This window comes from Pseudomonas poae, assembly GCF_001439785.1.
Classification (GTDB): domain Bacteria; phylum Pseudomonadota; class Gammaproteobacteria; order Pseudomonadales; family Pseudomonadaceae; genus Aquipseudomonas; species Aquipseudomonas poae.
In genome coordinates this window covers 1-24,945 of record NZ_JYLI01000004.1, presented here as the reverse complement: position 1 = coordinate 24,945, position 24,945 = coordinate 1, and the positions used below count along the sequence as shown (strand labels likewise).

The window sequence follows — 24,945 nt, the reverse complement described above, 5'->3', positions numbered from 1 at the left end:
TCCTGTTCTGCCCGATCTGGATACAATGTAACGATCGCTGAACTGACGCAGGTCGCCTGGCGTTATACTCTGCGGCTAAATTTTGAAATCGACATACAAGGACTCGCCCATGAAAGCGTTCGGCAAAATCCTGGGTCTGGTACTCCTCGGGCTGTTGCTGATCATTGTGGCTCTCGGCTTTGCCCTGACCCACCTCTTCGATCCCAACGACTACAAGGAAGAGATTCGCCAGATTGCCCGCGACAAGGCCCACATCGAGCTGACGCTCAATGGCGATATCGGCTGGAGCCTGTTCCCCTGGCTCGGCCTCGAACTGCATGACGCCAGCGTGGCGACCCTGACCACCCCGACCCAACCGTTCGCCGACCTGCAGATGCTCGGCCTGTCGGTACGCGTGCTGCCCCTGCTGCGCCGCGAAGTGCAGATGAGCGATGTGCGGGTCGAAGGCCTGAACCTGCGCCTCAACCGCGACAAGCAGGGCCATGGCAACTGGGAAGATATCGGCAAGAACGCGCCTGACGCGACGGCCGACACCCCTGCTCCTGCCCCGACGGAACCCGTGGCTGAAACCAGACCGGAGAAACCGCCGCAACCGATCCGCCTGGACATCGACAGCCTGACGGTCAACAACGCCCGCGTCGAATACAACGACGAGCAGACCGGCAAGCAGTTCAGCGCCGAGAGCATCCAACTGAGCGCCGGTGCCGTGCATGAAGGCGCAAGCATTCCGGTGAAGCTCACCGCGTTCTTCGGCAGCAACCAGCCCGTGATGCGCGTCAAGACCGAGCTCAACGGCAACCTGCGCATCCAGCGCGCCCTCAAGCGCTACCAGTTCGAAGACATGAAGGTCACCGGTGAAGCCACCGGCGAGCCGCTGCAGGGCAAGACCGTGACCTTCTCCACCCAGGGCCAGTTGCTGGTGGACCAGGCGGCGAATATCGCCGAATGGACCAACCTGAAACTGTCAGCCAACCAGCTGCGCGCGCTGGGCGAGCTGAAAGTCAACGACCTGGACAAGACCCCGCAGCTCAGCGGCGCCCTGTCCATCGCCCAATTCGACCTCGCCAAGTTCCTCGACAGCGTCGGCCACCCACTGCCGCCGATGGCCGACGGCAGCCTGAGCAAGGTCGAGCTGGTCAGCCGGCTCAAGGGCACGCCCACCAGCGTGGCGCTTGAAGACCTGAACTTGAAGCTCGACGGCAGCACCTTCACCGGCCGCGTCGCCGTGGAAGATTTCGCCAAACAGTCGCTGCGCGTGCAACTCAAGGGCGACAGCTTCAACGCCGACAACTATTTGCCGGCCAAGTCCGAATCCGCCAAGGGTGCCACCGCCGCTCGCCAGGCCGAAGTGCAGAACAGCGAAGCCGGGGCGATGGCGGCCGGCGGCACCACGCCACTGCCCGACGCGCCGACCAAAAGCGCCTGGAGCACCGACAAACTGCTGCCGATCACCCGCCTGCGCACCCTCGACGTGAATGCCGACCTTGCCTTTGGTCAGTTGACCTTGAGCAAACTGCCGATCCAGAACGCCGTGCTGAAAGCCTCCGGCATCGACGGCCAGCTCAAGCTCGACGCCCTCAGCGGCGGCCTCTACAACGGCACCTTCCAGGCCAACGGCACGCTCGATGTGCGCCAGGATATTCCGCTGCTCGCGCTGCAAAGCCAGATCAAGCAAGTGCCGGTCGAACGCATCCTGCAAGCCCAGGGGCAAACCCCGCCGGTGAAAGGCCAGGTCACCCTCGACAGCAACCTCAGCGGCCGTGGCAACAGCCAGAAAGCGCTGATCGACAGCCTCAACGGCACTGCCAGCTTTGTGATCAACAACGGCGTGCTGCTCAATGCCAACATTGAACAGCAGGTGTGCACCGGCATCGCCCTGCTCAACCGCAAGACCCTGAGCAGCACGCCACCGGGCAAGGACACGCCGTTCGAAGAATTGCGCGGCAACCTCACGTTCCGCAATGGCGTGGCCAGCAACCCCGACCTGAAAGTGCGCATCCCGGGCCTGACCGTCAACGGCAACGGTGACGTCGACCTGCGCGTGCTGGGCATGGACTACCGCGTCGGCATCATTGTCGAAGGCGACCAGCGCGAGGTGCCGGACCCGGCGTGCCAGGTCGGCGCCAACTTCCAGAACATCGAAGTGCCACTGCGCTGCCGTGGCCCGCTGGAGCTGGGCGCCAAGGCCTGTCGCCTGGACAAGGACGGCCTGGGCCAGGTCGCCATCAAGGCCGCTGGCAATCGCCTCAACGAGAAACTGGAAGAGAAGCTCGACAAGGTCAACCCGCAGCTCAAAGATGCTTTGAAAGGCCTGTTCAAACGATGAGAAACGAGCAGTTTTCAGAGGCCGTACTCGACTGGTACGACCGTCACGGTCGCCACGACCTGCCCTGGCAACAGGGCATCACGCCTTACCGGGTGTGGGTCTCGGAGATCATGCTGCAACAGACCCAGGTGAGCACCGTGCTCAGTTACTTCGACCGGTTCATGGCCTCGCTGCCGACGGTCGACGCCCTGGCCGCCGCGCCGGAAGACGAAGTGCTGCACCTGTGGACCGGCCTGGGCTACTACACCCGGGCGCGCAACCTGCAAAAGACCGCAAAGATCGTGGTGGCCGACTACGGCGGCGAGTTTCCCAGAAGCGTCGAAAAACTCACCGAACTACCCGGCATCGGCCTGTCCACCGCAGGCGCCATCGCCAGCCTGAGCATGGGCCTGCGTGCGCCGATCCTCGACGGCAACGTCAAACGCGTGCTGGCGCGCTTTACCGCGCAGGAGGGCTACCCCGGCGAACCCAAGGTGGCCAAACAGCTGTGGGCCACCGCAGAGCGCTTCACGCCCCATGAACGTGTCAACGCCTACACCCAGGCAATGATGGACATGGGCGCCACCCTTTGCACCCGCAGCAAACCCAGCTGCCTGCTGTGCCCGCTGGAAAAAGGCTGCGAGGCCCACATGCTCGGCCTGGAGACGCGCTACCCGATCCCCAAGCCGCGCAAGACCATCCCGCAAAAGCGTACATTGATGCCCATGCTGGCCAACGCTGAAGGCGCGATTCTGCTGTATCGCCGCCCCTCCACCGGGCTGTGGGGCGGGTTGTGGAGCCTGCCGGAGCTGGACGACCTTGGCGACCTCAAGCACCTGGCCGAACAGCACGCGCTCGAGCTGGGCAAGCATCAGGAACTGCCAGGACTGATCCACACCTTCAGCCATTTCCAGCTGGCCATCGAACCCTGGCTGGTCGAGGTCGAGGAATCGGCCCATCACGTGGCCGAGGCCGACTGGCTCTGGTATAACCTCGCCACCCCGCCGCGCCTGGGCCTTGCCGCCCCGGTCAAGAAACTGCTGAAGCGCGCGGCCGACGTATTGAATGCAGGAGTGTCGTCATGACCCGCACCGTAATGTGCCGCAAGTACAAAGAACAACTGCCAGCCCTGGACCGCCCTCCGTACCCGGGCGCCAAGGGCCAGGACATTTACGACAATGTCTCCGCCAAAGCCTGGGGCGACTGGCTCAAACACCAGACCCTGCTGATCAACGAAAAACGCCTGAACATGATGAACGCCGAAGACCGCAAATACCTGGCGGGCGAAATGGACAAGTTCTTTTCCGGCGAGGAATACGCCCAGGCCGAGGGCTACGTCCCACCTGCTCAATAATTGAGCAAAAACCGGGGCCGACACGTAAGCGACGGTAATAATTAAATATTTTTCCAAAACTTGCTTGACGACCCCCTGAAAAACCCGTTTAATGCGCCCCGTTGCCCAGATAGCTCAGTCGGTAGAGCAGGGGATTGAAAATCCCCGTGTCGGCGGTTCGATTCCGTCTCTGGGCACCACTAATCAGTTTCAGGTGGTGCAGCTATCATCCGAAACACACAAAAAACCCGCCTGGTGCGGGTTTTTTGTTGCCTGCGATTTGGCACTCCTCACTCACTTCAACAAAAACACCATCAACGGATTGTCATTCAGTCGCCCGTTGAACGCCGGAGCCAGGTGCTCCACCGGTGAGCCCTTCAGCAAGGCCGTTTCCGTGCGTTCCACAATCACCCAGGCCGGCCTTGGCAGCGCGCTCAATTTCTCCAGCTCATGGCGCCCCACGAACAGCGGTCGCTCGTCGTGATCCAGGTTCATCATGTAGCGCACGCCCCAGGTGTCCTGGCCAAGATCGACGAAGACCAAAGGCCCGGGGTTCAGGGCGCGAAGCGATTCGACCTGACCGACAAACCTGCGGGTGTCGAATTGCAGGTCCTTGGACGGCTCTACCACCGCCACCAGCAGCAACCACTGCGCCGCCAGTGCGATGAGGCTGAGCCACACCAGACGCGCAGCCCGACGCCAGGCGACCAGCGCCGCCACCTGCAGCAACGCCAATACACTGAACAACAACGGCAACGACACGTCCGGCCAATAGCCGTGCCTGTGCCACGCCTGCCGACACACCAGGACCGCCACCACGCACAACGCCGGCAGCGCCGCGACGAGGCCTTCGTAGCATCGGCGCACGCCAGCAAGCCAGCCCTGCGCCTGCAGCAGCCCATAGGCCGCGACAGCGGCAAACATCGGCACCATCGGCAGGATGTAATAAGCGCGCTTGAAGTGCGGCACCGACAGGCCAAGTAGAATCATCAAGCCGCACGCGCCGAGCCGCACGACCATATGCACGTCTTCATCGGTCCGTCGCAATGCCCATCGGTGGCGCAGCGCGAACAAAGTCGCCAGGGCCAGCGGCACCACGGGGAAGTAACGGTACAAACTCAACTGGAAGTAGAAATAGAACGGCTCACCGTTTTCATCGAGGCGCCCGCCCACCTGCATTTTGAATACCTCGTCGGCAAACGCGTCGCCCCCGCTGATCCGCGCCAGCTTCATCAGCAGCCACCAGCAAGCCGCCAACAGCACCAGGCCGACCACGCCGTGAATCAACACCTGCCTGACCCGCTCGCCGGGACGACCCAGCGCCCAGTAAACGCACGCCACGCCGCAGACTTCGACGAGCCCAAGCGGCCCGCGAATCGCAAAGCCCAGGATGAACAACGGGAACACCGCCAGTTGTCGCCAGCGCGAGCCCAGGCGTTCACCGCTGTGTAGCAGATAGAAGCTGCCCACACAGAGCAGCGCGACCATTTGATCGAGGCACACCGAGCGGGACTTTTCGAGCAGTTGTGTCGTGAGCAAGGTCAACAACACAGTGAGCAGTGCCCATTGCCGACTGCGGGGGGCCAGCAGCCGATAGATCACGGCAATCACCCCGGCGGATGCCAGTGCGGTGGGCAAGATATTCGCCAGGTGATTGGGCGCGCCGAACACGCGGGCAAACACGAAACTGAAGAACGTCGCCGTGCCAGGGTAGTCCGCGTAGGGCTGGCCGTAGGTCGTAGGGAAAAGACTCGCGCCATGGCGAAACATTTCTTGCAGGAACAGCGCCCAGCGCCCGTCAAAGCCCTGGGGCTGCTGGTCCCAGATACCCAGGGTGAACAACAACAGGGCGATCAGAAACAGGCCCAGAGACTCCAGGCGAAAACGGTTGCGGTGATCCATCGGTTGACCTGTCAGGTGTAAGGCGCCGCTCATGGTGCACAACGCACCCCTGAATAGCGCCTGAACAGACCTGAACCTTCATGCGTTTACCGGTTTTTGCGCCACACCACTGCGGGGACAAGGCGCACGTAAACCAATTCGGCAACCAACTCGACCAGGGTTTGCAGGATCACCGCCGTCGCCGCCAACCCGCGCACGTCGTGAGGCAGCGCCAGTGCCAACGGCAGCACCACCAGCGAGTTGCGCGTGGCGGCGCTGAAAGTCACCGCTCGCGCCGCTCCTGCCGGCAACGCGAACATTCGTGCGGCCAGCATTCCCAGCAATGGCGCCAGCAACACGAACCCCAGATAAACCGGAATCACCGGCAGCAGCAGATTGAGATCGCGCACCACCGAGGTGATCTGCGAACCGATCACCACAAACAGCACCCATGCCATCGCTGGCACCGGCAACCAGCCCCAGGCACTGCTCCACGCACTAATGACAGCCGATCGTCGCGCCAGGGACGTCGTCATTACCGCCAGCACCATCGGCACCACAATCAACCAGACAAACGCCGCGATAAACGGCCCGACCTCAACCACCACCTCGGGCTGCGGGCCCAGCATCAACCCCAGGTACACCGGCAACAGCGCCAACTGCAACAGCAGCAACACCGGCGTCGCTGCCAGCATCAACCGCGAATCGCCCTTGCCGATGTGGGTGAACACCACCACGTAATCGATGCACGGCGTCAGCAACACCAGCAAGGCTCCCACCAGCAACGCCGGGTGCTCCACAAGACCACGGGTCAATGCCCAGACCAGCCACGGCACAAGAGTGAAATTGGCCAGCAGCAGCGCCGCCATGAAACGCTTGCTGCCCAAGCCCTGACGCAAATCCAGAAAAGGGATCTGCAGAAACATCGCGTACATCAGCACGGCGATGGCAGGCGTGACCAGAGCGACGAGACCATGCCCCAGCGAAGGCGCGAACAGGCCCAGGGTGGCAGCAAGAAAGACCGCGACGAAGTAGAGGGGGATCTGGTTGTGTTCGAGGGTTTCGCGGGTCATGAAGAAGCTCTGGGCCGATGCAGACGCGAGCGTATTAGCAGCACAAGCAAGGAGCAATAGCAGCACCGCGAATCGCCCCCTCACATAACCCCTTGGGATTTACCCCAACCTGCGCTTCAATACCCCACCCAATCCAAGGAAACCGACCCCATGGCCTCGCCGAACAAGCAGCAAAAACGTGCCCATCGGGCCAAGGCCAAAGCCAAGCAGAACCGCACCCAGCGCGCCGTGGCGACCAAGCCGGATGCGTTTGCCGGTGACGACGATCGTATCGACCTTGAGTCGGTGGATTTGACCGAGTTGTTCATGGAGATGCGCGCTGCCAGCGAAACCAGCCAACAGGCGATGTGTGCCGCGTTCCTGGCGCACCCGTTGCTGGCGCTGGTGCTGGAGCAGGAGGGCGAAGAACAAGCCACCGACTTTATCCTGGCCGCGCTGATCGAGTATCGGCAATGGACCACGGACAGTGACGATGAAGCGGCGGCGTTGGCGTGGATTGAATCTGCCCAGTTCCAGGCCGATTACGTGGCGGCGTCACAGTCGCTGGTGAATGCCCAGGACTGACGCAAAATAAAATGTGGGAGGAGGCTTGCCCCTCCCACACAGGAACCACATCAACTCAGTTAAGTACCGCAGCGCCCGCCCGCTGAGCCTTGCGCCGGCTCGCCACGACCAGTCCCGCCGTTACCACCAGCAAGCTCAACACCCCGGTCGCGATGATCTCGACCCGGTGCGCTTCCTGGAACAGCATGATGGTCAAGGTGCCGACGATAAACACCATCACCGCGTAGGTGAGGCCAGGGAACAGCCACATCTTGAATTCGAGTTTCTCCCCCGCCGCCACACTCTTCTGACGCATGCGCAGTTGCGACACCGCGATCACCAGGTACACCAGCAACGCGATGGCGCCGGAGCTGGCCAGCAGGAATTCAAACACCGCCGCCGGTGCCACATAGTTGGCGAATACCGCCAGGAACGCAGCCCCTGTCGACAGCAGCACAGCCCAATAAGGCGTGCCGCTCTTGTTGGTGCGCTTGGCCACGGCCGGGGCATCACCGCGACGGCCCAGGGAAAACAGCATGCGCGACGCGGTGTACAGCGCTGAATTCAGGCAACTGGTCACGGCCACCAGCACCACCAGGTCGACGATCAGCTTGGCATTCGGGATGCCCATGCGTTCCAGCACGGTCTGGTAGGAACCTACCGCCGCCAGGGTCGGATCATTCCACGGCACCAGAGACACCACGATGAAAATCGACAACAGGTAGAACAAACCGATCCGCCAGATCACCGAGTTGGTGGCCTTGGTGATTTGCTTTCCGGGGTTCTTCGATTCAGCCGCCGCAATGGTGACGATCTCGGTGCCCATGAACGAGAACATGGTGGTCAGAATTGCCGCCAACACAGCCCCCATGCCGTTGGGCATGAAGCCCTGAGTGTCGAACAGGTGCGACACGCCGCTGACCTGGCTAGTGGGCAATATGCCGAAAATTGCCGCCAGGCCCAGCAGCACGAAGGCCACGATCGCGACGACCTTAATCAACGCAAACCAGAACTCGAACTCGCCGTAGTTCTTCACGCTGAACAGGTTGGTCGCTGTCAGCAGCAAGGTGATGATCAGGGTGAAGGCCCAGATGGCCACGTCGGGGAACCATGCATGCAGGATGGTCGCCGCCGCGTTGGCCTCCAGCGGAATCACCAGCACCCAGAACCACCAGTACAACCAGCCGATGGTAAAGCCGGCCCAGTGCCCGATGGCGCGGTCGGCGTAGGTGGAGAACGAACCGGTGTCCGGCGACGCCACGGCCATTTCGGCGAGCATGCGCATCACCAGTACCACCAGCGTGCCCGCAGCGGCATACGCCAGCAGTACGGCAGGGCCAGCGGCAGCAATCGCGTGGCCGGAGCCGACGAACAAACCGGCGCCGATAACGCCGGCAATCGACAGCATGGTGACGTGACGCGGTTTGAGCCCCTGTTCGAGGTCATTGGAGCTTTGCGTACTACTCATTGACACACCTTTGCGAGGAATTGCGAAAACGGTCCGCCCGGTTTGGATGCTTTCTCGTGAAAAGAAACCAACAGAGGCGTTCTTTATTTTTTACGCAAGATTTGCGCCAAAATGTTACGAAACCTTAGCTGGCGCGGCCTGTAGGACATTTCCACGCTTATCGCAAGTCATTGAGAACAATGGCATTTCGCTATAGCGTTACCGTGCACCCCACATTCAAGACGCATGAGCGCACCAAAAACACACACAAAAAGTACGTGACGCCCCATTAAAGGGCTGATGTGCACCGTTTGCCCGGTTAACCCTTCCAACCCCCGGCCAAAGCTGGCACCATCGCGCCCTTTTTTACGCAAAGCCTGCGCATTCTGCGGGTCAAACGGTTGTTCGGTTGTTGATGGCGCGACACGCCGCTGTGCCGATGCGACACCCTGCCGCAGACCACCGTTTAACCGCCCGCCGCGCTGTTGGCTGTCCTTCGGACGCTATGCTAGCTTGGCGCCTCGCCAGAAAGGCGGCCCCGCAGCGCCGAATGCAACGAACACAATGAGGACCCCACATGGCCGAGGCCACGCCCGCGCTTGAAATCCGCAACCTGCATAAACGCTATGGTGAGCTGGAGGTACTCAAGGGTATCTCGCTGACCGCCCGCGACGGCGATGTGATCTCGATCCTGGGTTCTTCCGGTTCCGGCAAATCCACGCTGCTGCGCTGCATCAACCTGCTGGAGAACCCGCACCAGGGCCAGATCCTGGTGGCCGGCGAGGCGCTAAAGCTCAAGGCCGCAAAAAATGGCGAGCTGCAAGCCGCCGACGGCAAGCAGATCAACCGCCTGCGCAGCGAAATCGGTTTTGTCTTTCAAAATTTTAACCTGTGGCCGCACATGAGCATCCTCGACAACATCATCGAGGCGCCGCGCCGTGTGCTCGGCCAGAGCAAGGCCGAGGCGATCGAAGTGGCCGAAGCCCTGTTGGCCAAGGTCGGCATCGCCGACAAGCGTCACGCCTACCCTGCGCAATTGTCCGGTGGCCAGCAGCAACGCGCGGCCATCGCGCGCACGTTGGCGATGCAGCCTAAAGTCATTCTGTTTGACGAGCCCACTTCCGCGCTTGACCCGGAAATGGTCCAGGAAGTACTTAATGTGATCCGCGCACTGGCCGAAGAAGGCCGCACCATGCTGCTGGTCACCCATGAAATGGGGTTTGCCCGTCAGGTGTCCAGCGAAGTGGTGTTTCTGCACCAGGGCCTGGTCGAAGAGCAAGGATCGCCACAGCAGGTGTTTGAAAACCCGCTTTCGGCGCGCTGCAAACAATTCATGTCCAGCAACCGCTAACGGAGCAACATGCATGCAGAACTATAAAAAATTCCTTCTGGCCGCGGCCGTCTCGATGGCGTTCAGCGCCACGGCCATGGCGGAAACCTTGAAAATGGGGATCGAAGCGGCCTACCCGCCGTTCAACAACAAAGACGCCAGCGGCAACGTGGTGGGCTTTGACAAGGACATCGGCGATGCACTGTGCGCCAAGATGAAAGTCGAGAAGTGCGAAGTGTACGTATCCGACTGGGACGGCATCATCCCGGCCTTGAACGCCAAGAAGTTCGACTTCCTGGTGTCTTCGCTGTCGATCACCGATGAGCGCAAACAGGCCGTCGATTTCACCGCCCCCTACTACTCCAACAAGCTGCAGTTCATCGCGCCCAAAGCCACCACCGACTTCAAACCCGATGCTGACTACCTCAAAGGCAAGGTCATCGGTGCACAGCGCGCGACGCTGGCCGGCACCTACCTTGAAGACAAACTGCCGGACACCGAAGCCAAGCTGTACGACACCCAGGAAAACGCCTACCTCGACCTGACGTCCGGTCGCCTGGACGGCATTCTTGCCGACAAGTACGTGCAATACGAATGGCTCAAGAGCAAAGACGGTTCTGCGTATGAGTTCAAGGGTGACCCTGTGGTGGAAAGCGACAAGATCGGTATCGCCGTACGCAAGGGCGACCCGCTGCGCGAGCGCCTGAACAAAGCCCTGGCAGAGATCAAGGCCGACGGCACCTACAAGAAAATCAACGACAAGTACTTCCCGTTCAGCATCGAATGACCTGAACGGCCTGCCCGGCGCGCTCACCTGAGCGCGCCGGCTTTTGCCTTGCCTGCCGCGATATGAAAACACCATGAATTTCGATCTCTACGGATTCGGCCCCGCGCTTGCCGCCGGTGCGCTGATGACCGTCAAACTGGCGCTCACCGCCCTGTGCCTGGGGCTAGTGCTAGGCCTTGCCGGCGCCCTGGCCAAGACGTCCCCCTACAAGCCGTTGCAATGGCTGGGCGGTACTTACTCGACCATCGTGCGCGGTATCCCCGAACTGCTGTGGGTGCTGCTGATTTATTTCGGCACCGTCAACCTGATGCGCAGCCTGGGCGAGACCTTCGGTATCCCCGACCTGTCACTCAGCGCGTTCGCCGCCGGCGTCATCGCCCTGGGCCTGTGCTTTGGCGCCTATGCAACGGAAGTGTTCCGTGGCGCGATACTCGCCATTCCCAAGGGCCACCGCGAAGCCGGTGTAGCGTTGGGGTTGTCCAGGTATCGGATTTTTACCCGCTTGATCATGCCGCAGATGTGGCGCATCGCCCTGCCGGGCCTGGGCAACCTGTTCATGATCCTGATGAAGGACACCGCGCTGGTGTCGGTGATCGGCCTTGAAGAAATCATGCGCCACGCGCAGATCGGCGTGACGGTCACTAAACAACCGTTCACCTTCTTCATGGTCGCGGCGTTCATGTACCTGGGTCTCACAGTGCTGGCCATGACCGGCATGTACTTCCTCGAAAAACGCGCCGCCCGCGGCTTTGCAAGGAGCACCCAATGAGCGGCGACTACAGCTGGCTGGCGCACTTCGACCTGGGCCTTAACTGGTCGGTGATCATCAAGTGGCTGCCCAAACTGGCACAGGGCGCCACCCTGACTCTTGAGCTGGTGGCCATTGCCGTCATCGCCGGCCTGCTGCTGGCCATCCCGCTCGGTATCGCCCGCTCCTCACGCCTGTGGTACGTGCGCGCCCTGCCCTACGGCTACATTTTCTTCTTCCGTGGCACGCCGCTGCTGGTGCAGCTGTTTCTGGTGTACTACGGCCTGGCGCAGTTCGACACGGTGCGTCACAGTTTCATGTGGCCGTACCTGCGCGATCCGTTCTGGTGCGCCACCGCCACCATGACCCTGCACACCGCCGCCTACATCGCCGAGATCCTGCGCGGCGCGATCCAGGCCATTCCGCCCGGCGAAATCGAAGCGGCGCGCGCCCTGGGCATGTCCAGGCCGAAGACACTGTTCTACATCATACTGCCCCGCGCCTCGCGCATCGGCCTGCCGGCGTACAGCAACGAGGTGATTCTGATGCTCAAGGCCAGCGCGCTGGCCAGCACCGTGACCCTGCTGGAACTGACCGGCATGGCCCGTACGATCATCGCGCGCACCTATTTGCCGGTGGAGATCTTCTTCGCCGCTGGGCTGTTCTACCTGCTGATGGCCTACATCCTGGTACGCGGCTTCAAATTGCTGGAACGCTGGCTGCGCGTCGATGCCTGCCAGGGACGTTAAGGCGCGCTTTCACGCGCTGGATGCGTTCCTGATCGAACACCAGGGGCTGTGGCGACCACGGCCCTTTGTTCATCGGTACTTGCCCTGGGAAACCGAGCATCCGCAACTCGCTGCGTGGCTGCGCCAACGCACCCTGGGCGAGGCGCAAGACAGCCACAACCAACCCCATGATTTGCCCGCACCGGCACCGTTTCCACAGCTGGCGCGACAAGCGTTGCAACTGAGCGCTGTGGATAAGTTACCGATTCATCCTCTGGCGCCTGCCCGCTCTCGCTTGAACGTCGACGTACCGGGCCGCAAGTGGCAGCAGATCGAAGCCTTCGGCGCAGCCCTGCCCTTTGCCGACACGCCCAGGCACTGGCTGGACTGGTGCGCGGGCAAAGGCCACCTCGGCCGCCGTCTGCTGCACGCCGGGCAAGCGCTGACGTGCCTGGAATACGACCCGGCCCTAGTCGCGGCCGGGCAAGCCTTGAGCGATCACCATCGGCTGCCCGCCACCCACCGCCTGCAGGACGTGATGGCAGACGTGGCAATCGGCCCCGAGCACACGCCCATCGCCTTGCACGCCTGCGGCGACCTGCATGTGCGTCTGCTGCAAATGGCCAGCGCCGCCGGCTGCAAGCAACTGGCCCTGTCGCCTTGCTGCTATAACCGCATCAATGCCGAGCGCTATCAGCCACTGTCCGGCGCAGGCCGCGCCTCGGCCTTGCACCTTTCGGTCGATGACCTCGGCTTGCCTCTCACCGAAACCGTGACCGCCGGCAAGCGCGAGCGCCAGCAGCGCGACCGCTCCATGGCCTGGCGCCTGGGCTTCGACCACCTGCAACGGCAACTGCGTGGCGTCGACGCCTACCTCGCCACTCCCTCATTGCCTGCCAGTTGGCTGGACAAATCCTACGCCGACTACTGCAAGGAGCTGGCACGCCTCAAGGGTTTATCCACAGGAGAGCAACCGTGGGAAACCCTGGAGGCGCAAGGCTGGCGTCGTCTGGCAGAGGTCAGAAATCTGGAGTTGCTGCGTGGGCTGTTTCGACGGCCACTGGAAGTCTGGCTGGTGCTCGATCGCGCGCTGTTTTTGCAGGAACAGGGCTACGCCGTCGAGGTGGGCACCTTCTGCGAACCTTCGTTGACCCCGCGCAACCTGATGTTGCTGGCCGAGCACGATTAAGGGGCAGCGTTCATACGCTGCGCCCTGTGGATAACTCTGTTGATGAAATATTTACAGACGCTGTAGTCATCTACCCTACAGCCCGCAAGCCGCCCTGGTCATTTTTTGTTCACATAATAAAACGCACGCAAAACAGGCAGTTGCAACGTCACGCAGACGGCGCCACGTCATGGCTGTTTCATGACAGGCGGCACCGAGCCATTGTGCATAAGCATCTGGCGTTACGTGCATAAACGGCAATTACAGACGCTTTTTACGGGCAATCAACCGGCGACACAGGCGGTTGATATCGTCGCCCGCCAGGCTCGCTCGTGTGTTATCCAAAGGGTCGGATGCGAAAGCCAAGGCTTCGCTGATGGAGGGATCGTAGTGGATCACTTCAACGGGTCTGTCACTCAGACGTTGCTTGAACGCCTCGAACATCTCCAGGCTGAACGCCGACTTATCATCCATTTGATTGATCACAACGTGGCAACCCGGAGCGCGCTCAAGGCACGGCGTCAGCAATGCATCCAACTGGTCCAGGGTGCCGAGGCAGGCGGCATTCGGCTGAGCGACCACCAGCACGATATCGGCCACACTCAGTGCCTGCTGCAAATAGACGTTGTTGCCGGCCGGGGTATCGATGATCACCAGGCCGCGCTCATCCAGCGCCAGTGCCGACAAGCGCTGCGCCAGCCACTTCGGCTCACGCGTAAGCCAGCGCTGCAGGCTTTCCTTCTGATGGCTGTCGGTGTTGCCAAACGGGATGACCTGGCACCCGGCAAACCCCGATTGCACAATGCTCGTCCAGGGCGCATTAAGCAGGCTGGCACGGCCCAGGCCGGGTTGCTCGGCCTCTACGCCGAAGTGGTGGCGCAGCGCATTCTGCGGGTCCAGATCCAAGGCCACCACCGACTCGCCAAGTCGTTGCAGCCCGCTGCTCAATGCCGTGACCAACGTGCTGCGACCCACGCCACCATTGATCGATACCACCGCCACCACCATGGGGCGCGCGACCGTCTGCTCCTGCGCCTGGAGCCGTTCCTGAGGATGGCTGCGGTAATGCGAGCCATCTCTCTGGTTTACCCGCGTGCCATCGTCAAAGGGCACGGTGCCGAAGAAGTGCAGCCGAGCGTTTCTTCCCTCAGGATCGCGGGAAACGCTTTTGCCGAACAAGGCAAACAGATAATCGGTGCGGCTCATGGCCGGAGCTCCTTAACAGCGCCCTTTAAAGACGTGAAAGGCCGGCAGGTTACTGGCTTCACCGCAGGTCTTTTTGTAGGCATTTTGAGGGTTCATTCTCCGACAGCTCCTTGCAAGTGTCATTATTTTGATTAAATCGCCAGCAGCCTTTCAGACGAGTGGAAAATAGCCAATTAAATGACGATCACTTTCTGTATTTCATCAAAAGTGATTTCACTGTGCCATTGTCTTTTGCATGGTATCACCTCACCATTGCCGCACCTTCCATGCTGCATGCCTGGGTAATCGCAGTGGCGTTACGCTTCAAACTCCCTCGGATCCTCTCCGGTGTTGCCATCACGCTGCTGCTGGCGTGCGGACTGCTGGGCGATTTGCTGGCCGATTGGGATTTCAGCCAGATCAGCAGACGCGCCGAAACGCTCTACGGGCCGCTCGGTGCCGGCCGTCAGCGCATCGATGCGTGGCAACAGTTGCTGTCTACCCAGAAACAGGTGAGCGAGGCCGAGCAACTCAAGGTGGTCAACCTGTTCTTCAACCGGCAGATGCACTACGAGGAAGACATCGACCTGTGGCACGAGGTCGATTACTGGGCAACCCCCATTCAGTCGCTGTGGAAAGGCGCCGGCGACTGTGAAGACTACGCCATCGCCAAGTACTTCAGCCTGCGCCACCTCGGCGTGCCGGCCGAGAAACTGCGTATTACCTACGTCAAGGCCTTGCGCCAGAACCGTGCGCACATGGTGCTGACGTATTATGCGAGCCCCGAGGCCATGCCCCTGGTGCTCGACAGCCTGATGGACCCGATTCTGCCTGCCAGCCAACGCCAGGATTTGCTCCCCGTGTATGCCTTCAACGGCGAAGGCCTGTGGCTGACCGGCGCGGCAGGCAACAAGAAAGTCGGTGACACCAAACGCCTGTCACGCTGGCAGGATGTGTTGAAAAAAATGACCGCTGAAGGGTTTCCGGCCAGTTCGGACAATTAACAGGAGCTACGATGTCACTGTTCAAACAATTGCTGATCGCTATCTGCGTGTTCCTGATAGTCGCGTTCAGCGGTAGCTTCATGGTCAGCCTGGAGAGCTCGCGTACCCAGTACGTCAATCAGCTGCGCTCCCACGCTCAGGACGCGGCCACCGCGCTGGCCCTGTCACTGACCCCGAACATCGATGACCCGGCGATGACCGAGCTGATGGTCAGCTCGATTTTCGACAGCGGCTACTACGCCAGCATCCGCGTGGTGGACCTGAGCAATAACCAGGTGCTGGTGGAGCGCGCCGCCGAGCCGGATGCCAGCAATGTGCCGGCGTGGTTCGTGAAGATGATCGGCCTGGAACCGGCCGGCGGTGATGCCATCGTCAGCCGTGGCTGGCAGCAGGCGGCGCGGGTCGAGGTGGTCAGCCACCCGATGTTCGCCCTGGCCAAACTCTGGCAGAGCGCCCTGGGCAGCCTTGGCTGGTTGCTGGTATGCGGAGCGGTGAGCGCGGTACTCGGCGCCCTGCTGCTGCGCCGTCAATTGAAGCCGCTGGACTACATGGTCGAGCAGTCCCATGCGATTGCCCGTCGCGAATTCCTGAGCCTGCCCGACCTGCCGCGCACCCCGGAGCTGCGCCGTGTCGTGCAGGCGATGAACCAGATGGTGGAGAAGCTCAAGGCCCTGTTCCATGAGCAGACCGAACGCAGTGAGAAGCTGCGCGTGGAGTCGTATCAGGACAGCCTCACCGGGCTGGCCAACCGTCGCTATTTCGAGATGCAGCTGCAATCGCGGGTCAGCAATCTGGAGGAATCCAGCTCCGGCTACCTGCTGATGCTGCGCGTCAACGACCTGAGCGGCCTCAACCAGCGCCTGGGCGGGCAACGTACCGACCAGTTGCTGCAGGCGGTCAGCCAGCAACTGGTGCGCACCTGCGCCAAGTACCCGGAAACCCAGAACCTCATCACCCGCAGCCGTGGCGGCGAATTCGCGGTGCTGGCCCCGGGGCTGGTGCGCGACGAAGCCTTGCAACTGGCCCAGGCGCTGGAAGCAACCCTGCAAAGCCTGCACGAAACCGGCGCCACCGACATGCCGACCGTGGCCTTCATCGGTCTGGCGCCGTACAACCCGGGCGACGCCTCCGCCGACCTGCTGATACTGGCCGACCAGGCGCTGACCCAGGCTGAAGCCAGCGGCGGCCAGAGCTGGGTGTGCCTGGAGCATCAGGTTACCGGCACCGTCAGCGATGACCCGCACAGCTGGCACACCCTGCTCGATGACGCCCTGAAGCAAGGTCGCTTCCGCTTGTTTTTCCAGCCGGTGGTGAGCAGCGGCGACACCCAACAAGTGCTGCATTACAAGGTGCTGTCGCGCCTGCTCGACAGCCAGGACCAGACCATCGCGGCAGGCCACTTCCTGCCTTGGCTGGAACGCTTCGGCTGGACCGCGCGGCTCGATCAACTGATGCTGGACCTGGTGATCAAGCACCTGACCCAGCACCCCGTGTCGGCCGCCTTGAACCTGTCGGCCGCAACCCTGCAGGATCCTCAAGCCCTGGAGCGGGTATTCGAACGCCTGGCCCAGCACCCCACGCTGGGCGCGCAGTTGACGCTGGAGATCGGCGAGGAGCAAGTGCCCGAACAGACCGAGCTGGAGCGCATGACCCGGCGCATGCGCAACCTGGGCTTCAGCCTTGGTCTGCAGCGTTTCGGCGGGCGCTTCAGCATGATCGGCAACCTGGCGAACCTGGGGCTGGCCTACCTGAAGATCGACGGCAGCTACATCCGCGCCATTGACCACGAAAGCCACAAGCGCTTTTTTATCGAAGCGATCCAGCGCGCCGCCCACAGCATCGACCTGCCGTTGATTGCCGAGCGCGTGGAAACCGAAGGTGAGTTGCGGGTGATCCGCGAGATGGGTATCGAAGGGGTGCAAGGCCGACTGGTCGGCGAACCCGCGCCCTGGAAGTGAAGCGCTGATACCTCGAGCCTCCTTGCCGGTCACGCCGTAAAGGAGGTGGCCGCGGTCAGATCAAGCCGGTTTCATCGTCGTTGATCAGCTCACTCAAGCCGCCCAGCGCGGCCCGCGCCTGGGTACGCTCAAGAAACTTGACCTGCGCCGCCGGTGGCAGGTCGGTGATGCTCATCACGTTCTTGGTGATCAGCACCTGAATCAAGTCATCCAACACTCGAATCATCTCAAGGTCGCTTTGCTTGAGCTGCTTGAGGCTGGTGTCCACCGCATCACCGGCGAACCACGCCTGGATTTCATGGTGGTCGGCCGGCAGTGTCTCGGTGGCTTCGGCAAAGGCCTGCGCCTCGACGCGAACCAGCGCGCTATGTTGATCGCGTTGCACGTAGAACATCACGGTTCTCCCAATAAAAATCCCTGCAGGCACCGCGCACGGCGCCCACAGAGATTACACAGATTTTCCCGAAGCAGATGCCCGACGGCGCCAATCTTCGAAGATTGGCGCCGTCGGGGTGATCAGTCGTGATGCTTGACGGTCAGGTCGCCACCGGCGATCAGGTTATTGATCGCAGCGCTGCCGTTGCCCCAGCTGGCGCCATCGACCTTGATCGTGACATCGGCCGTACCACCGCCCGAAGCGGTGAACGTACCGGCGCTGCTGACGCTCAATGTCGAGGTGCCGGAGGCATCGGTGGTCAGTTTCAGGTAGTTGGACAGGTTGTTGTCGTTATTGCCTTGCAGCAAGTCGGACAGGTCCAGCTTGTCGCCTTCGCCGTGCTTGAAGTCGGTGATGCGATCGAAGCCGCCGCTGGTGTTGGTGTCACCTTTGAGCCACACGAAGGTATCGGCACCTGCACCGCCGCTGAGCACGTCATCGCCCTTGCCGCCCACCAGGATGTCGTTGCCGGCGCCGCCGGAGAGGCTGTCGTTACCACCCTGGCCGAACAGAATGTCATTGCCGGCATTGCCGATCAGGGTGTCGTTGCCATCCTTGGTGCCGTAGATGTTCGACGCGTTGGCCAGTGCGCCGATGTCCTGCACGTGCTCGGTGATGTACTGGTGCAAGGTGCGGTCGTCGATGTGGTCGACGGTAGTGGCCAGTTTCTCGGCAGCGAAGGCCTTGAGCGCGGCGCTGCCTTCCTGGCCTTTGTAGGTGATCAGGTCACCGAACAGAATGTCGTTGGCCGAGCCGCCGGTGAGGTTGTCGGCGCCCGCATCGGCGGTGTGGCCGGTGATGGCATCGGCCAGCTTAGCTGTGTCGATGGTGGCAACCACCTTGTCGGTGTCGAACTGCTTGAGCACCGTGGTATCGATGCTCGACCCCAGGCCGATGGCCTCGACCACGACCTTGCTGTCCACCGCGTTGACCAGGTTGGCGTAGGCCGCCTTGGCGTTGGCCAGGGCGGTGTCGTCGTCCTGATAGACCGCCGCCACGTCAAAGCCGCCCTTGGCGTTCGCCACAACGGTGCCTTCATAGATCGCCTGGCCCCAACCGTTGTAGGAATAGACCTTGCCATTACCGTCCACAATCATCCGCGACCAGCCGTTGATGGTGGTGTAGACCGCGTTGCCCTGGCCCAACACGTAGTTGGAGCTGTTGACCACGCTGTCGAAGTAAACATCCGAGCCCCAGAACGAGCTGGTCGTTCCCAGGTAAGGGTTGCCGTGCACCTCGGTAAATACGTTCGGCGAACCGTCGGTAATGAAGTACGTGAGGTTGGTCGCGCCCTTGTTGCTGGTGGCGTCGCTGCTCTTGAACCAGTTGGTGGCGGCGTTGAACGCATCCTGGTAGTTGGTCATGTCGCTGGAGTTGGAGGTCATTTGGGTCAAGACCGCCTGCAAGGCCGCTTTGGCAGCGTCCTTGTCGGCCAGATTGACCGAGACCTGAGATTCGATGCGCGTGTCAAAATCGACCAGCAGCACTTTCACCACGCCCGAGTCTTTATTGCCGGCATTGGCAATCAAGGTATTGAACACACTGGCCAGTTGGTTCTTGATCGAGTCCATGGCAGTGGTGCCGATGCTGCCCGAGGTGTCGACCAGGAACGCAATGTTGTAGTTGCTGCCCTGGGTAACGACGCCGGCCTTGTCGCCGACCACCACGTTGTTGACCGAGGAACTGCTCAAGTTGACGACATCGGCCACGCCAGTGCCTTCGGTCACCAGGTAAGCCTGCGGCGTCACGGTGATGGTGCTGGTGGCGATGCTCGAACTCAGGCTGTTGCCGCCTTCGTTGTCCATCACCGAGACCTCGATGGTACGGTCGCCGGTGGCCGGGTACTTGCTGGTGCTGGAATATTGGAACGACTCCAGCAGCGCCTTGTAGGTCGCCGCATCCGCCGCGCCCGAAAGGCTCAGCATGATCTTGCCGCTGACGTCGGTGCCGACGCTGGTCAGGGTGATGCCTTTGTAGGTGCCGCCCACCGCCACCAGGCCGGAGGTCAATTGATCCCCGGCACTGGCGTTTTTGAGGGTGATGCTCGCGCTCTGCATCTGGCTGCTGTCGACGTCGCCGATGGCCACGCTGCCGGTAATCGCCACGCCGCTGGTGCTGCGTTCGTTGTAGGTGGCGGCGAAGCCAGTGGCGACCGCGCCGTCGGCCGTGCTGAGGTCCAGGGTCGGGGCGTCGTTGACGGCAGTGACCACGATGCTCACTTTGCCGGTGGTGACTTCTGCAACGCCGGTACTCAGTTCGGTGGCCGTGGCTTTCACGGTCAGGTCGAAGCTGGCCGTCGAGTCCTTGAACGGGGTGACCGTCAGGGTTTTCAGGTTCCAGGTGCTCACATCGTAGAACGCGGTAGCGCCGGTCGAGGTGAAGCTGTGGCCGCTGGTGCCGTCGGTGATCACGGTGCCGGCCGGCAAACCGCTGATTTCCACCTTGTGGGATTCCGAGCCGTCGTTGTCGACGAACGTGGTGGTGATCGGCGCGACCTTGATGGTGGTGTCTTCCAGCCCACGGTTGTAGACGTAGCCGGTGTAGTAGCCCTCGCCATTGACCACATGACTGTCGCCCAGCACCGCACCTGCGGCCTTCAGGGCATCCACGCCGGTGTAGGTCTGTACGCCGCTGTTGCCCAGCGACATCGACGGGCCGTTGTTGATCGACACATTGATGTCGTAGTTGCCTGCGCCAGCCTGGTTGTAGTGGTAGATGTCGAGGGTGTAGTAACCCGATTCGGTTGGCGTGTATGCGGTGCCGGTAATCGCACCGCCCTGTTTGCTCCAGGTCTCGCTGGCGACCAGCTTGCCGCCCACGGTGATTGCCAGACTGTCATCGGCAGTGCCGGTAAAGTTGTAGCTCTTGCCGGCTTCCAGGTAGATCAGGCCGGAGACCTTGGTCGCCGTACCTTCCACCACGTTACTGTTGCTGACGCTGCTGACCACACCGGTGGAGACTGCGGTGGCAGCGGTCTTGGCGTCGATCACGCGGATCAGGTCGCTGGACTGCGCAACGCCGTTACCGTTGGTGCCCAGGTCCTTGGCCAGTGTGCCGCCAGTCCAGGTCTGCAGGGTCAAACCGGTCGGCACCGCGCCGTATTGGCTCAGGCTTACCACCGGCACGTCCGTCACCGGGTGAATATCCACGGTGATGATCTTGGTGTCGCTGTAGAGGCTGCCGTCGTAGGCCTGGAACTTCAGCTGGGTGTAGTCGCTTTGCTTGTTGCCCACGCCAGTGCCGCCGAAGCTGTTATCGCCCGACTCGTTGGCCACCGGGGTGTAGCGCACATTATGGCTGTCGAAGTCGGCCTGGCTGAACGCCTTGCCAGCCGAGGTATCGGTCTTCAGGTCAGCGGTGGTCAGTTGCGTCCACACGCCGTTGACTTTGTACTCGATGGCGCCGGCAGGCAGGCTGGTGAACACCACTTTCGGGTTGGCAGAGTCCACATCGTTGACGCCGAAGGTGGCCCAGGTCAGTTCGACCGGGGTGTCTTCGTTGCTGGCGATATTGCCATTGGTGGCGGTCGGCGCGTCGTTGACCGGCGTGATAGTGATAGTGCCGTTGACGGCTGACGAAGTCAGCACGTTGCTGCCGTCAGCGTTGCCGCTGTCGGTGGCGGTGTAGGTGAAGTTGACGGTGCCGTTGAAGTCGGTGGCCGGCTTGAAGTAAACGGTCGCCTCGCCATTGCTGGCAGTGATCGGGCCGGTCACTTTGGTGGTCATCGCTGCATCGGTGTAGAACGTGCCGTTGCTTGGCGTGCCAACGGAGAACGTTTTCACGTTCGCCAGGCCGTCTACATCGGTCGCGCTCAGCTTGACGGCGATACCGCTGGTTGGGTCTTCAGTACCGGTTGCGGTGGTTGCGATGGCGACCGGCGCATCGTTGACCGGGGTCACGGTGATGGTGCCGTTGACCGCTGGCGAGGTCAGCACGTTGCTGCCGTCAGCGTTGCCGCTGTCGGTCGCGGTGTAGGTGAATTTCACCGTGCCGTTGAAGTCGGTGGCCGGCTTGAAGTAAACGGTCGCCTCGCCATTGCTGGCGGTGATCGGGCCGGTCACTTTGGTGGTCATGGCCGCGTCGGTGTAGAAGGTGCCGTTGCTTGGCGTGCCAACGGAGAACGATTTCACGTTCGCTAGGCCGTCTACATCGGTCGCGCTCAGCTTGACGGCGATACCGCTGGATGGGTCTTCAGTACCGGTTGCGGTGGTTGCGATGGCGACCGGCGCATCGTTGACCGGGGTCACGGTGATGGTGCCGTTGACCGCTGGCGAGGTCAGCACGTTGCTGCCGTCAGCGTTGCCGCTGTCGGTCGCGGTGTAGGTGAATTTCACCGTGCCGTTGAAGTCGGTGGCCGGCTTGAAGTAAACGGTCGCCTCGCCATTGCTGGCGGTGATCGGGCCGGTCACTTTGGTGGTCATCGCCGCGTCGGTGTAGAAGGTGCCGTTGCTTGGCGTGCCAACGGAGAACGATTTCACGTTCGCCAGGCCGTCTACATCGGTCGCGCTCAGCTTGACGGCGATGCCGCTGGTTGGGTCTTCGGCACCGGTTGCGGTGGTTGCGATGGCGACCGGCGCATCGTTGACCGGGGTCACGGTGATGGTGCCGTTGACCGCTGGCGAGGTCAGCACGTTGCTGCCGTCAGCGTTGCCGCTGTCGGTCGCGGTGTAGGTGAATTTCACCGTGCCGTTGAAGTCGGTGGCTGGCTTGAAGTAGACGGTCGCCTCGCCATTGCTGGCGGTGATCGGGCCGGTCACTTTCGTGGTCATCGCCGCGTCGGTGTAGAAGGTGCCGTTGCTTGGCGTGCCAACGCTGAACGATTTCACGTTCGCCAGGCCATCTACATCCGTCGCGCTCAGCTTGACGGCGATACCGCTGGTTGGGTCTTCAGTACCCGTTGCGGTGGTTGCGATGGCAACCGGTGCGTCGTTGACCGCCACCATGTTCACGTTCAGCGTACTGCTTGAGCCGGTATTAGTGGTGTAACCGATTTGCGGTACGTCACCGTTGAAGTCTTTGACCGGGGTGAAGGTGTAGGCACCGTTGGCGCTGATGGTGATAGAGCCCACGCCAGTGATGACGGCGGTTTGGCCAGCAGCGTAGCTAGCGGTTCCGACGCTGAATGTGGCTACGCTCAGAACGTTATCGACATCGCTGTCGTTGCTCAGCACGTTGCCGGTGGCAACGTTGTCTTCAAGCGCACTGCCGGTATCGGCTTTGAGGACGCTTGCGTCGTCAACTGCGTCGATTTTCACATCCAGGGTGCTGCTTGAGCCGGTGTTGGTGGTGTAGCCGATTTGCGGCACGTCACCGTTGAAGTCTTTAACAGGCGTGAAGGCGTACGCGCCGTCTGCACCGATGGTGATTGAGCCGACGCCCGCAATGGTCGCGGTTTGGCCGGCGTTGTAAGTGGTGCCACCTACGCTGAAGGTCGCAACGGTCAAGACGTTATCGACGTCAACGTCGTTGCTCAGCACATTGCCGGTGGCAACGTTGTCTTCCAGCGCACTGCCGGTGTCGGCTTTGAGGACGCTTGCGTCGTCGACTGCATCGATCTTCACGTCCAGCGTGCTGCTTGAACCGGTATTGGTGGTGTAGCCGATTTGCGGCACATCGCCATTGAAGTCTTTAACTGGGGTGAAAGCGTATGCGCCGTCTGCACCGATGGTGATGCTGCCCACGCCCGCGATAACGGCGGTCTGGCCTGCGGCGTAGTTGGTGCCACCCACGTTGAACGTGGCAACAGTCAGGACGTTGTCCACGTCCACGTCATTTGAAAGGACGTTGCCGGTAGCAACGTTATCTTCAAGCGCGCTGCCCGTGTCGGCTTTGAGCACGCTTGCGTCGTCGACTGCGTCGATTTTCACGTCCAGCGTGCTGCTAGAGCCGGTGTTGGTGGTGTAACCAATTTGCGGCACATCGCCGTTGAAGTCTTTGACTGGCGTGAAGGCGTACGCGCCGTCTGCACCGATGGTGATGCTGCCCACGCCCGCGATAACGGCGGTTTGGCCGGCTGCGTAGTTGGTGCCACCCACGTTGAACGTTGCGACAGTCAGGGTGTTGTCTACGTCCACGTCATTCGAGAGCACATTGCCAGTGGCTACGTTATCTTCAAGCGCGCTACCGGTATCTGCTTTGAGCACGCTTGCGTCGTCGACTGCGTCGATTTTCACGTCCAGCGTGCTGCTCGAACCGGTGTTGGTCGTGTAACCAATTTGCGGTACATCGCCGTTGAAGTCTTTGACTGGCGTGAACGTGTACGCGCCATCAGTGCCGATGGTGATTGAGCCAACACCCGCGATGTTCGCGGTCTGGCCTGCGTTGTAAGTGGTGCCACCTACGCTGAAGGTCGCAACGGTCAAGACGTTATCAACATCGACGTCATTGCTCAGCACATTGCCCGTTGCAACGTTATCTTCCAAGGCGCTGCCGGTGTCAGCTTTGAGAACGCTTGCGTCATCAACCGCATCAATCTTCACATCCAGCGTGCTGCTTGAGCCCGTGTTGGTCGTGTAGCTGATTTGCGGAACATCGCCGTTGAAGTCTTTGACTGGGGTGAAGACGTAGGCGCCGTCTGCACCGATGGTGATTGAGCCAACGCCTGCGATAACAGCGGTCTGGCCGGCTGCGTAACTGGTACCACCGACGTTGAACGTGGCGACTGTCAGTACGTTGTCGACGTCCAAGTCATTCGAAAGGACGTTGCCAGTGGCAACGTTGTCTTCCAGCGCGCTGCCGGTGTCCGCTTTGAGGACGCTTGCGTCGTCGACTGCGTCGATTTTCACGTCCAGGGTACTGCTCGAACCGGTATTGGTGGTGTAGCCGATTTGTGGAACATCGCCGTTGAAGTCTTTGACCGGCGTGAAGGCATAGGCGCCATCAGTACCGATGTTGATTGAGCCAACACCCGCGATAGTTGCGGTTTGGCCGGCGTTATACGTGGTGCCACCCACGTTGAAAGTGGCAACAGTCAGGATGTTGTCGACGTCAACGTCGTTGCTCAACACATTGCCAGTGGC

General features: G+C 61.4%; 17 protein-coding genes and 1 tRNA gene. 12 read left to right on the top strand and 6 right to left on the bottom strand.

The features are described from left to right. The first annotated feature begins 109 nt into the window (after positions 1–109). From TU75_RS05590 to TU75_RS05575, 4 genes are all read left to right on the top strand, one after another. Complete coding sequence (locus tag TU75_RS05590) at positions 110–2,326, top strand: AsmA family protein (protein WP_003237517.1); 2,217 nt, start codon at positions 110–112, stop codon at positions 2,324–2,326. Continuing rightward, the gene (gene mutY / locus TU75_RS05585; protein WP_060548401.1) at positions 2,323–3,390 is read left to right on the top strand and encodes an A/G-specific adenine glycosylase; all 1,068 of its coding nucleotides are present in this window, start codon (positions 2,323–2,325) and stop codon (positions 3,388–3,390) included. The genes TU75_RS05590 and mutY overlap by 4 nt, the downstream gene beginning before the upstream one ends. Further along, complete coding sequence (locus TU75_RS05580; RefSeq protein ID WP_003237521.1) at positions 3,387–3,659, top strand: oxidative damage protection protein; 273 nt, start codon at positions 3,387–3,389, stop codon at positions 3,657–3,659. Before mutY ends, TU75_RS05580 begins: the two co-directional genes overlap by 4 nt. A gap of 103 nt (positions 3,660–3,762) precedes the next feature. After that, positions 3,763–3,838: transfer RNA gene (locus TU75_RS05575), tRNA-Phe, on the top strand. A 94-nt stretch (positions 3,839–3,932) separates the two neighbouring features. On the opposite strand, the gene TU75_RS05570 is transcribed toward TU75_RS05575, so the two are convergent. Together TU75_RS05570 and TU75_RS05565 are read right to left on the bottom strand one after the other, a co-directional pair. Next, positions 3,933–5,540 (bottom strand): glycosyltransferase family 39 protein, encoded by a 1,608-nt coding sequence (locus tag TU75_RS05570; protein WP_003237522.1) that lies wholly within the window; start codon positions 5,538–5,540, stop codon positions 3,933–3,935. An 86-nt stretch (positions 5,541–5,626) separates the two neighbouring features. Beyond that, complete coding sequence (locus TU75_RS05565) at positions 5,627–6,592, bottom strand: arsenic resistance protein (protein ID WP_060548400.1); 966 nt, start codon at positions 6,590–6,592, stop codon at positions 5,627–5,629. A 150-nt stretch (positions 6,593–6,742) separates the two neighbouring features. Here TU75_RS05565 and TU75_RS05560 point away from each other — a divergent pair, with 150 nt between their 5' ends. Beyond that, positions 6,743–7,156, top strand: a complete 414-nt coding sequence (locus TU75_RS05560; protein ID WP_060548399.1) for a hypothetical protein — start codon at positions 6,743–6,745, stop codon at positions 7,154–7,156. A gap of 55 nt (positions 7,157–7,211) precedes the next feature. On the opposite strand, the gene gabP is transcribed toward TU75_RS05560, so the two are convergent. After that, complete coding sequence (gene gabP / locus TU75_RS05555) at positions 7,212–8,603, bottom strand: GABA permease (protein WP_003237528.1); 1,392 nt, start codon at positions 8,601–8,603, stop codon at positions 7,212–7,214. 556 nt (positions 8,604–9,159) lie between these two features. Between gabP and TU75_RS05550 the strand changes: the two genes are divergently transcribed. The 5 genes from TU75_RS05550 to TU75_RS05530 all read left to right on the top strand — a co-directional run bounded on the left by TU75_RS05550 (position 9,160) and on the right by TU75_RS05530 (position 13,364). Next, complete coding sequence (locus tag TU75_RS05550; RefSeq protein ID WP_003237530.1) at positions 9,160–9,933, top strand: ABC transporter ATP-binding protein; 774 nt, start codon at positions 9,160–9,162, stop codon at positions 9,931–9,933. A 13-nt stretch (positions 9,934–9,946) separates the two neighbouring features. Next, positions 9,947–10,699 (top strand): ABC transporter substrate-binding protein, encoded by a 753-nt coding sequence (locus tag TU75_RS05545; RefSeq protein WP_060548398.1) that lies wholly within the window; start codon positions 9,947–9,949, stop codon positions 10,697–10,699. Between the two features lie 73 nt (positions 10,700–10,772). Next, positions 10,773–11,468, top strand: a complete 696-nt coding sequence (locus TU75_RS05540; protein ID WP_003237533.1) for an ABC transporter permease — start codon at positions 10,773–10,775, stop codon at positions 11,466–11,468. Next, a complete protein-coding gene (locus TU75_RS05535) occupies positions 11,465–12,196 on the top strand; it encodes an ABC transporter permease (protein WP_003237534.1) in 732 nt (243 codons plus the stop codon). The genes TU75_RS05540 and TU75_RS05535 overlap by 4 nt, the downstream gene beginning before the upstream one ends. Next, the gene (locus TU75_RS05530) at positions 12,177–13,364 is read left to right on the top strand and encodes a methyltransferase (protein ID WP_060548397.1); all 1,188 of its coding nucleotides are present in this window, start codon (positions 12,177–12,179) and stop codon (positions 13,362–13,364) included. Before TU75_RS05535 ends, TU75_RS05530 begins: the two co-directional genes overlap by 20 nt. A gap of 240 nt (positions 13,365–13,604) precedes the next feature. On the opposite strand, the gene bcsQ is transcribed toward TU75_RS05530, so the two are convergent. After that, the gene (gene bcsQ, locus TU75_RS05525) at positions 13,605–14,549 is read right to left on the bottom strand and encodes a cellulose biosynthesis protein BcsQ (RefSeq protein ID WP_003237538.1); all 945 of its coding nucleotides are present in this window, start codon (positions 14,547–14,549) and stop codon (positions 13,605–13,607) included. A gap of 266 nt (positions 14,550–14,815) precedes the next feature. Between bcsQ and lapG the strand changes: the two genes are divergently transcribed. Together lapG and lapD are read left to right on the top strand one after the other, a co-directional pair. Beyond that, positions 14,816–15,532 carry a cysteine protease LapG gene (gene lapG / locus TU75_RS05520; RefSeq protein WP_015373535.1) on the top strand — a complete coding sequence of 239 codons (717 nt, stop codon included), beginning with the start codon at positions 14,816–14,818 and terminating at the stop codon, positions 15,530–15,532. Between the two features lie 11 nt (positions 15,533–15,543). After that, on the top strand, positions 15,544–17,490 hold the full coding sequence (lapD, locus tag TU75_RS05515) for a cyclic di-GMP receptor LapD (RefSeq protein ID WP_060548396.1): 1,947 nt from the start codon (positions 15,544–15,546) through the stop codon (positions 17,488–17,490). A 55-nt stretch (positions 17,491–17,545) separates the two neighbouring features. On the opposite strand, the gene TU75_RS05510 is transcribed toward lapD, so the two are convergent. Further along, entirely contained in the window at positions 17,546–17,884 is a 339-nt protein-coding gene (locus TU75_RS05510; RefSeq protein WP_003237545.1) for a hypothetical protein, read from the bottom strand. A 122-nt stretch (positions 17,885–18,006) separates the two neighbouring features. Beyond that, entirely contained in the window at positions 18,007–24,933 is a 6,927-nt protein-coding gene (locus TU75_RS05505; protein WP_428838903.1) for an Ig-like domain-containing protein, read from the bottom strand. Positions 24,934–24,945: the final 12 nt, after the last annotated feature.

Coding starts and splice junctions, on each gene's coding strand:
- TU75_RS05530 (WP_060548397.1), top strand. CDS start 12,177: ATGCCTGCCAGGGACGTTAAGGCGCGCTTTCACGCGCTGGATGCGTTC.
- TU75_RS05590 (WP_003237517.1), top strand. CDS start 110: ATGAAAGCGTTCGGCAAAATCCTGGGTCTGGTACTCCTCGGGCTGTTG.
- lapD (WP_060548396.1), top strand. CDS start 15,544: ATGTCACTGTTCAAACAATTGCTGATCGCTATCTGCGTGTTCCTGATA.
- TU75_RS05560 (WP_060548399.1), top strand. CDS start 6,743: ATGGCCTCGCCGAACAAGCAGCAAAAACGTGCCCATCGGGCCAAGGCC.
- bcsQ (WP_003237538.1), bottom strand. CDS start 14,549: ATGAGCCGCACCGATTATCTGTTTGCCTTGTTCGGCAAAAGCGTTTCC.
- TU75_RS05535 (WP_003237534.1), top strand. CDS start 11,465: ATGAGCGGCGACTACAGCTGGCTGGCGCACTTCGACCTGGGCCTTAAC.
- TU75_RS05570 (WP_003237522.1), bottom strand. CDS start 5,540: ATGGATCACCGCAACCGTTTTCGCCTGGAGTCTCTGGGCCTGTTTCTG.
- TU75_RS05550 (WP_003237530.1), top strand. CDS start 9,160: ATGGCCGAGGCCACGCCCGCGCTTGAAATCCGCAACCTGCATAAACGC.
- TU75_RS05565 (WP_060548400.1), bottom strand. CDS start 6,592: ATGACCCGCGAAACCCTCGAACACAACCAGATCCCCCTCTACTTCGTC.
- TU75_RS05540 (WP_003237533.1), top strand. CDS start 10,773: ATGAATTTCGATCTCTACGGATTCGGCCCCGCGCTTGCCGCCGGTGCG.
- gabP (WP_003237528.1), bottom strand. CDS start 8,603: ATGAGTAGTACGCAAAGCTCCAATGACCTCGAACAGGGGCTCAAACCG.
- TU75_RS05545 (WP_060548398.1), top strand. CDS start 9,947: ATGCAGAACTATAAAAAATTCCTTCTGGCCGCGGCCGTCTCGATGGCG.
- lapG (WP_015373535.1), top strand. CDS start 14,816: ATGCTGCATGCCTGGGTAATCGCAGTGGCGTTACGCTTCAAACTCCCT.
- TU75_RS05510 (WP_003237545.1), bottom strand. CDS start 17,884: ATGTTCTACGTGCAACGCGATCAACATAGCGCGCTGGTTCGCGTCGAG.
- TU75_RS05580 (WP_003237521.1), top strand. CDS start 3,387: ATGACCCGCACCGTAATGTGCCGCAAGTACAAAGAACAACTGCCAGCC.
- mutY (WP_060548401.1), top strand. CDS start 2,323: ATGAGAAACGAGCAGTTTTCAGAGGCCGTACTCGACTGGTACGACCGT.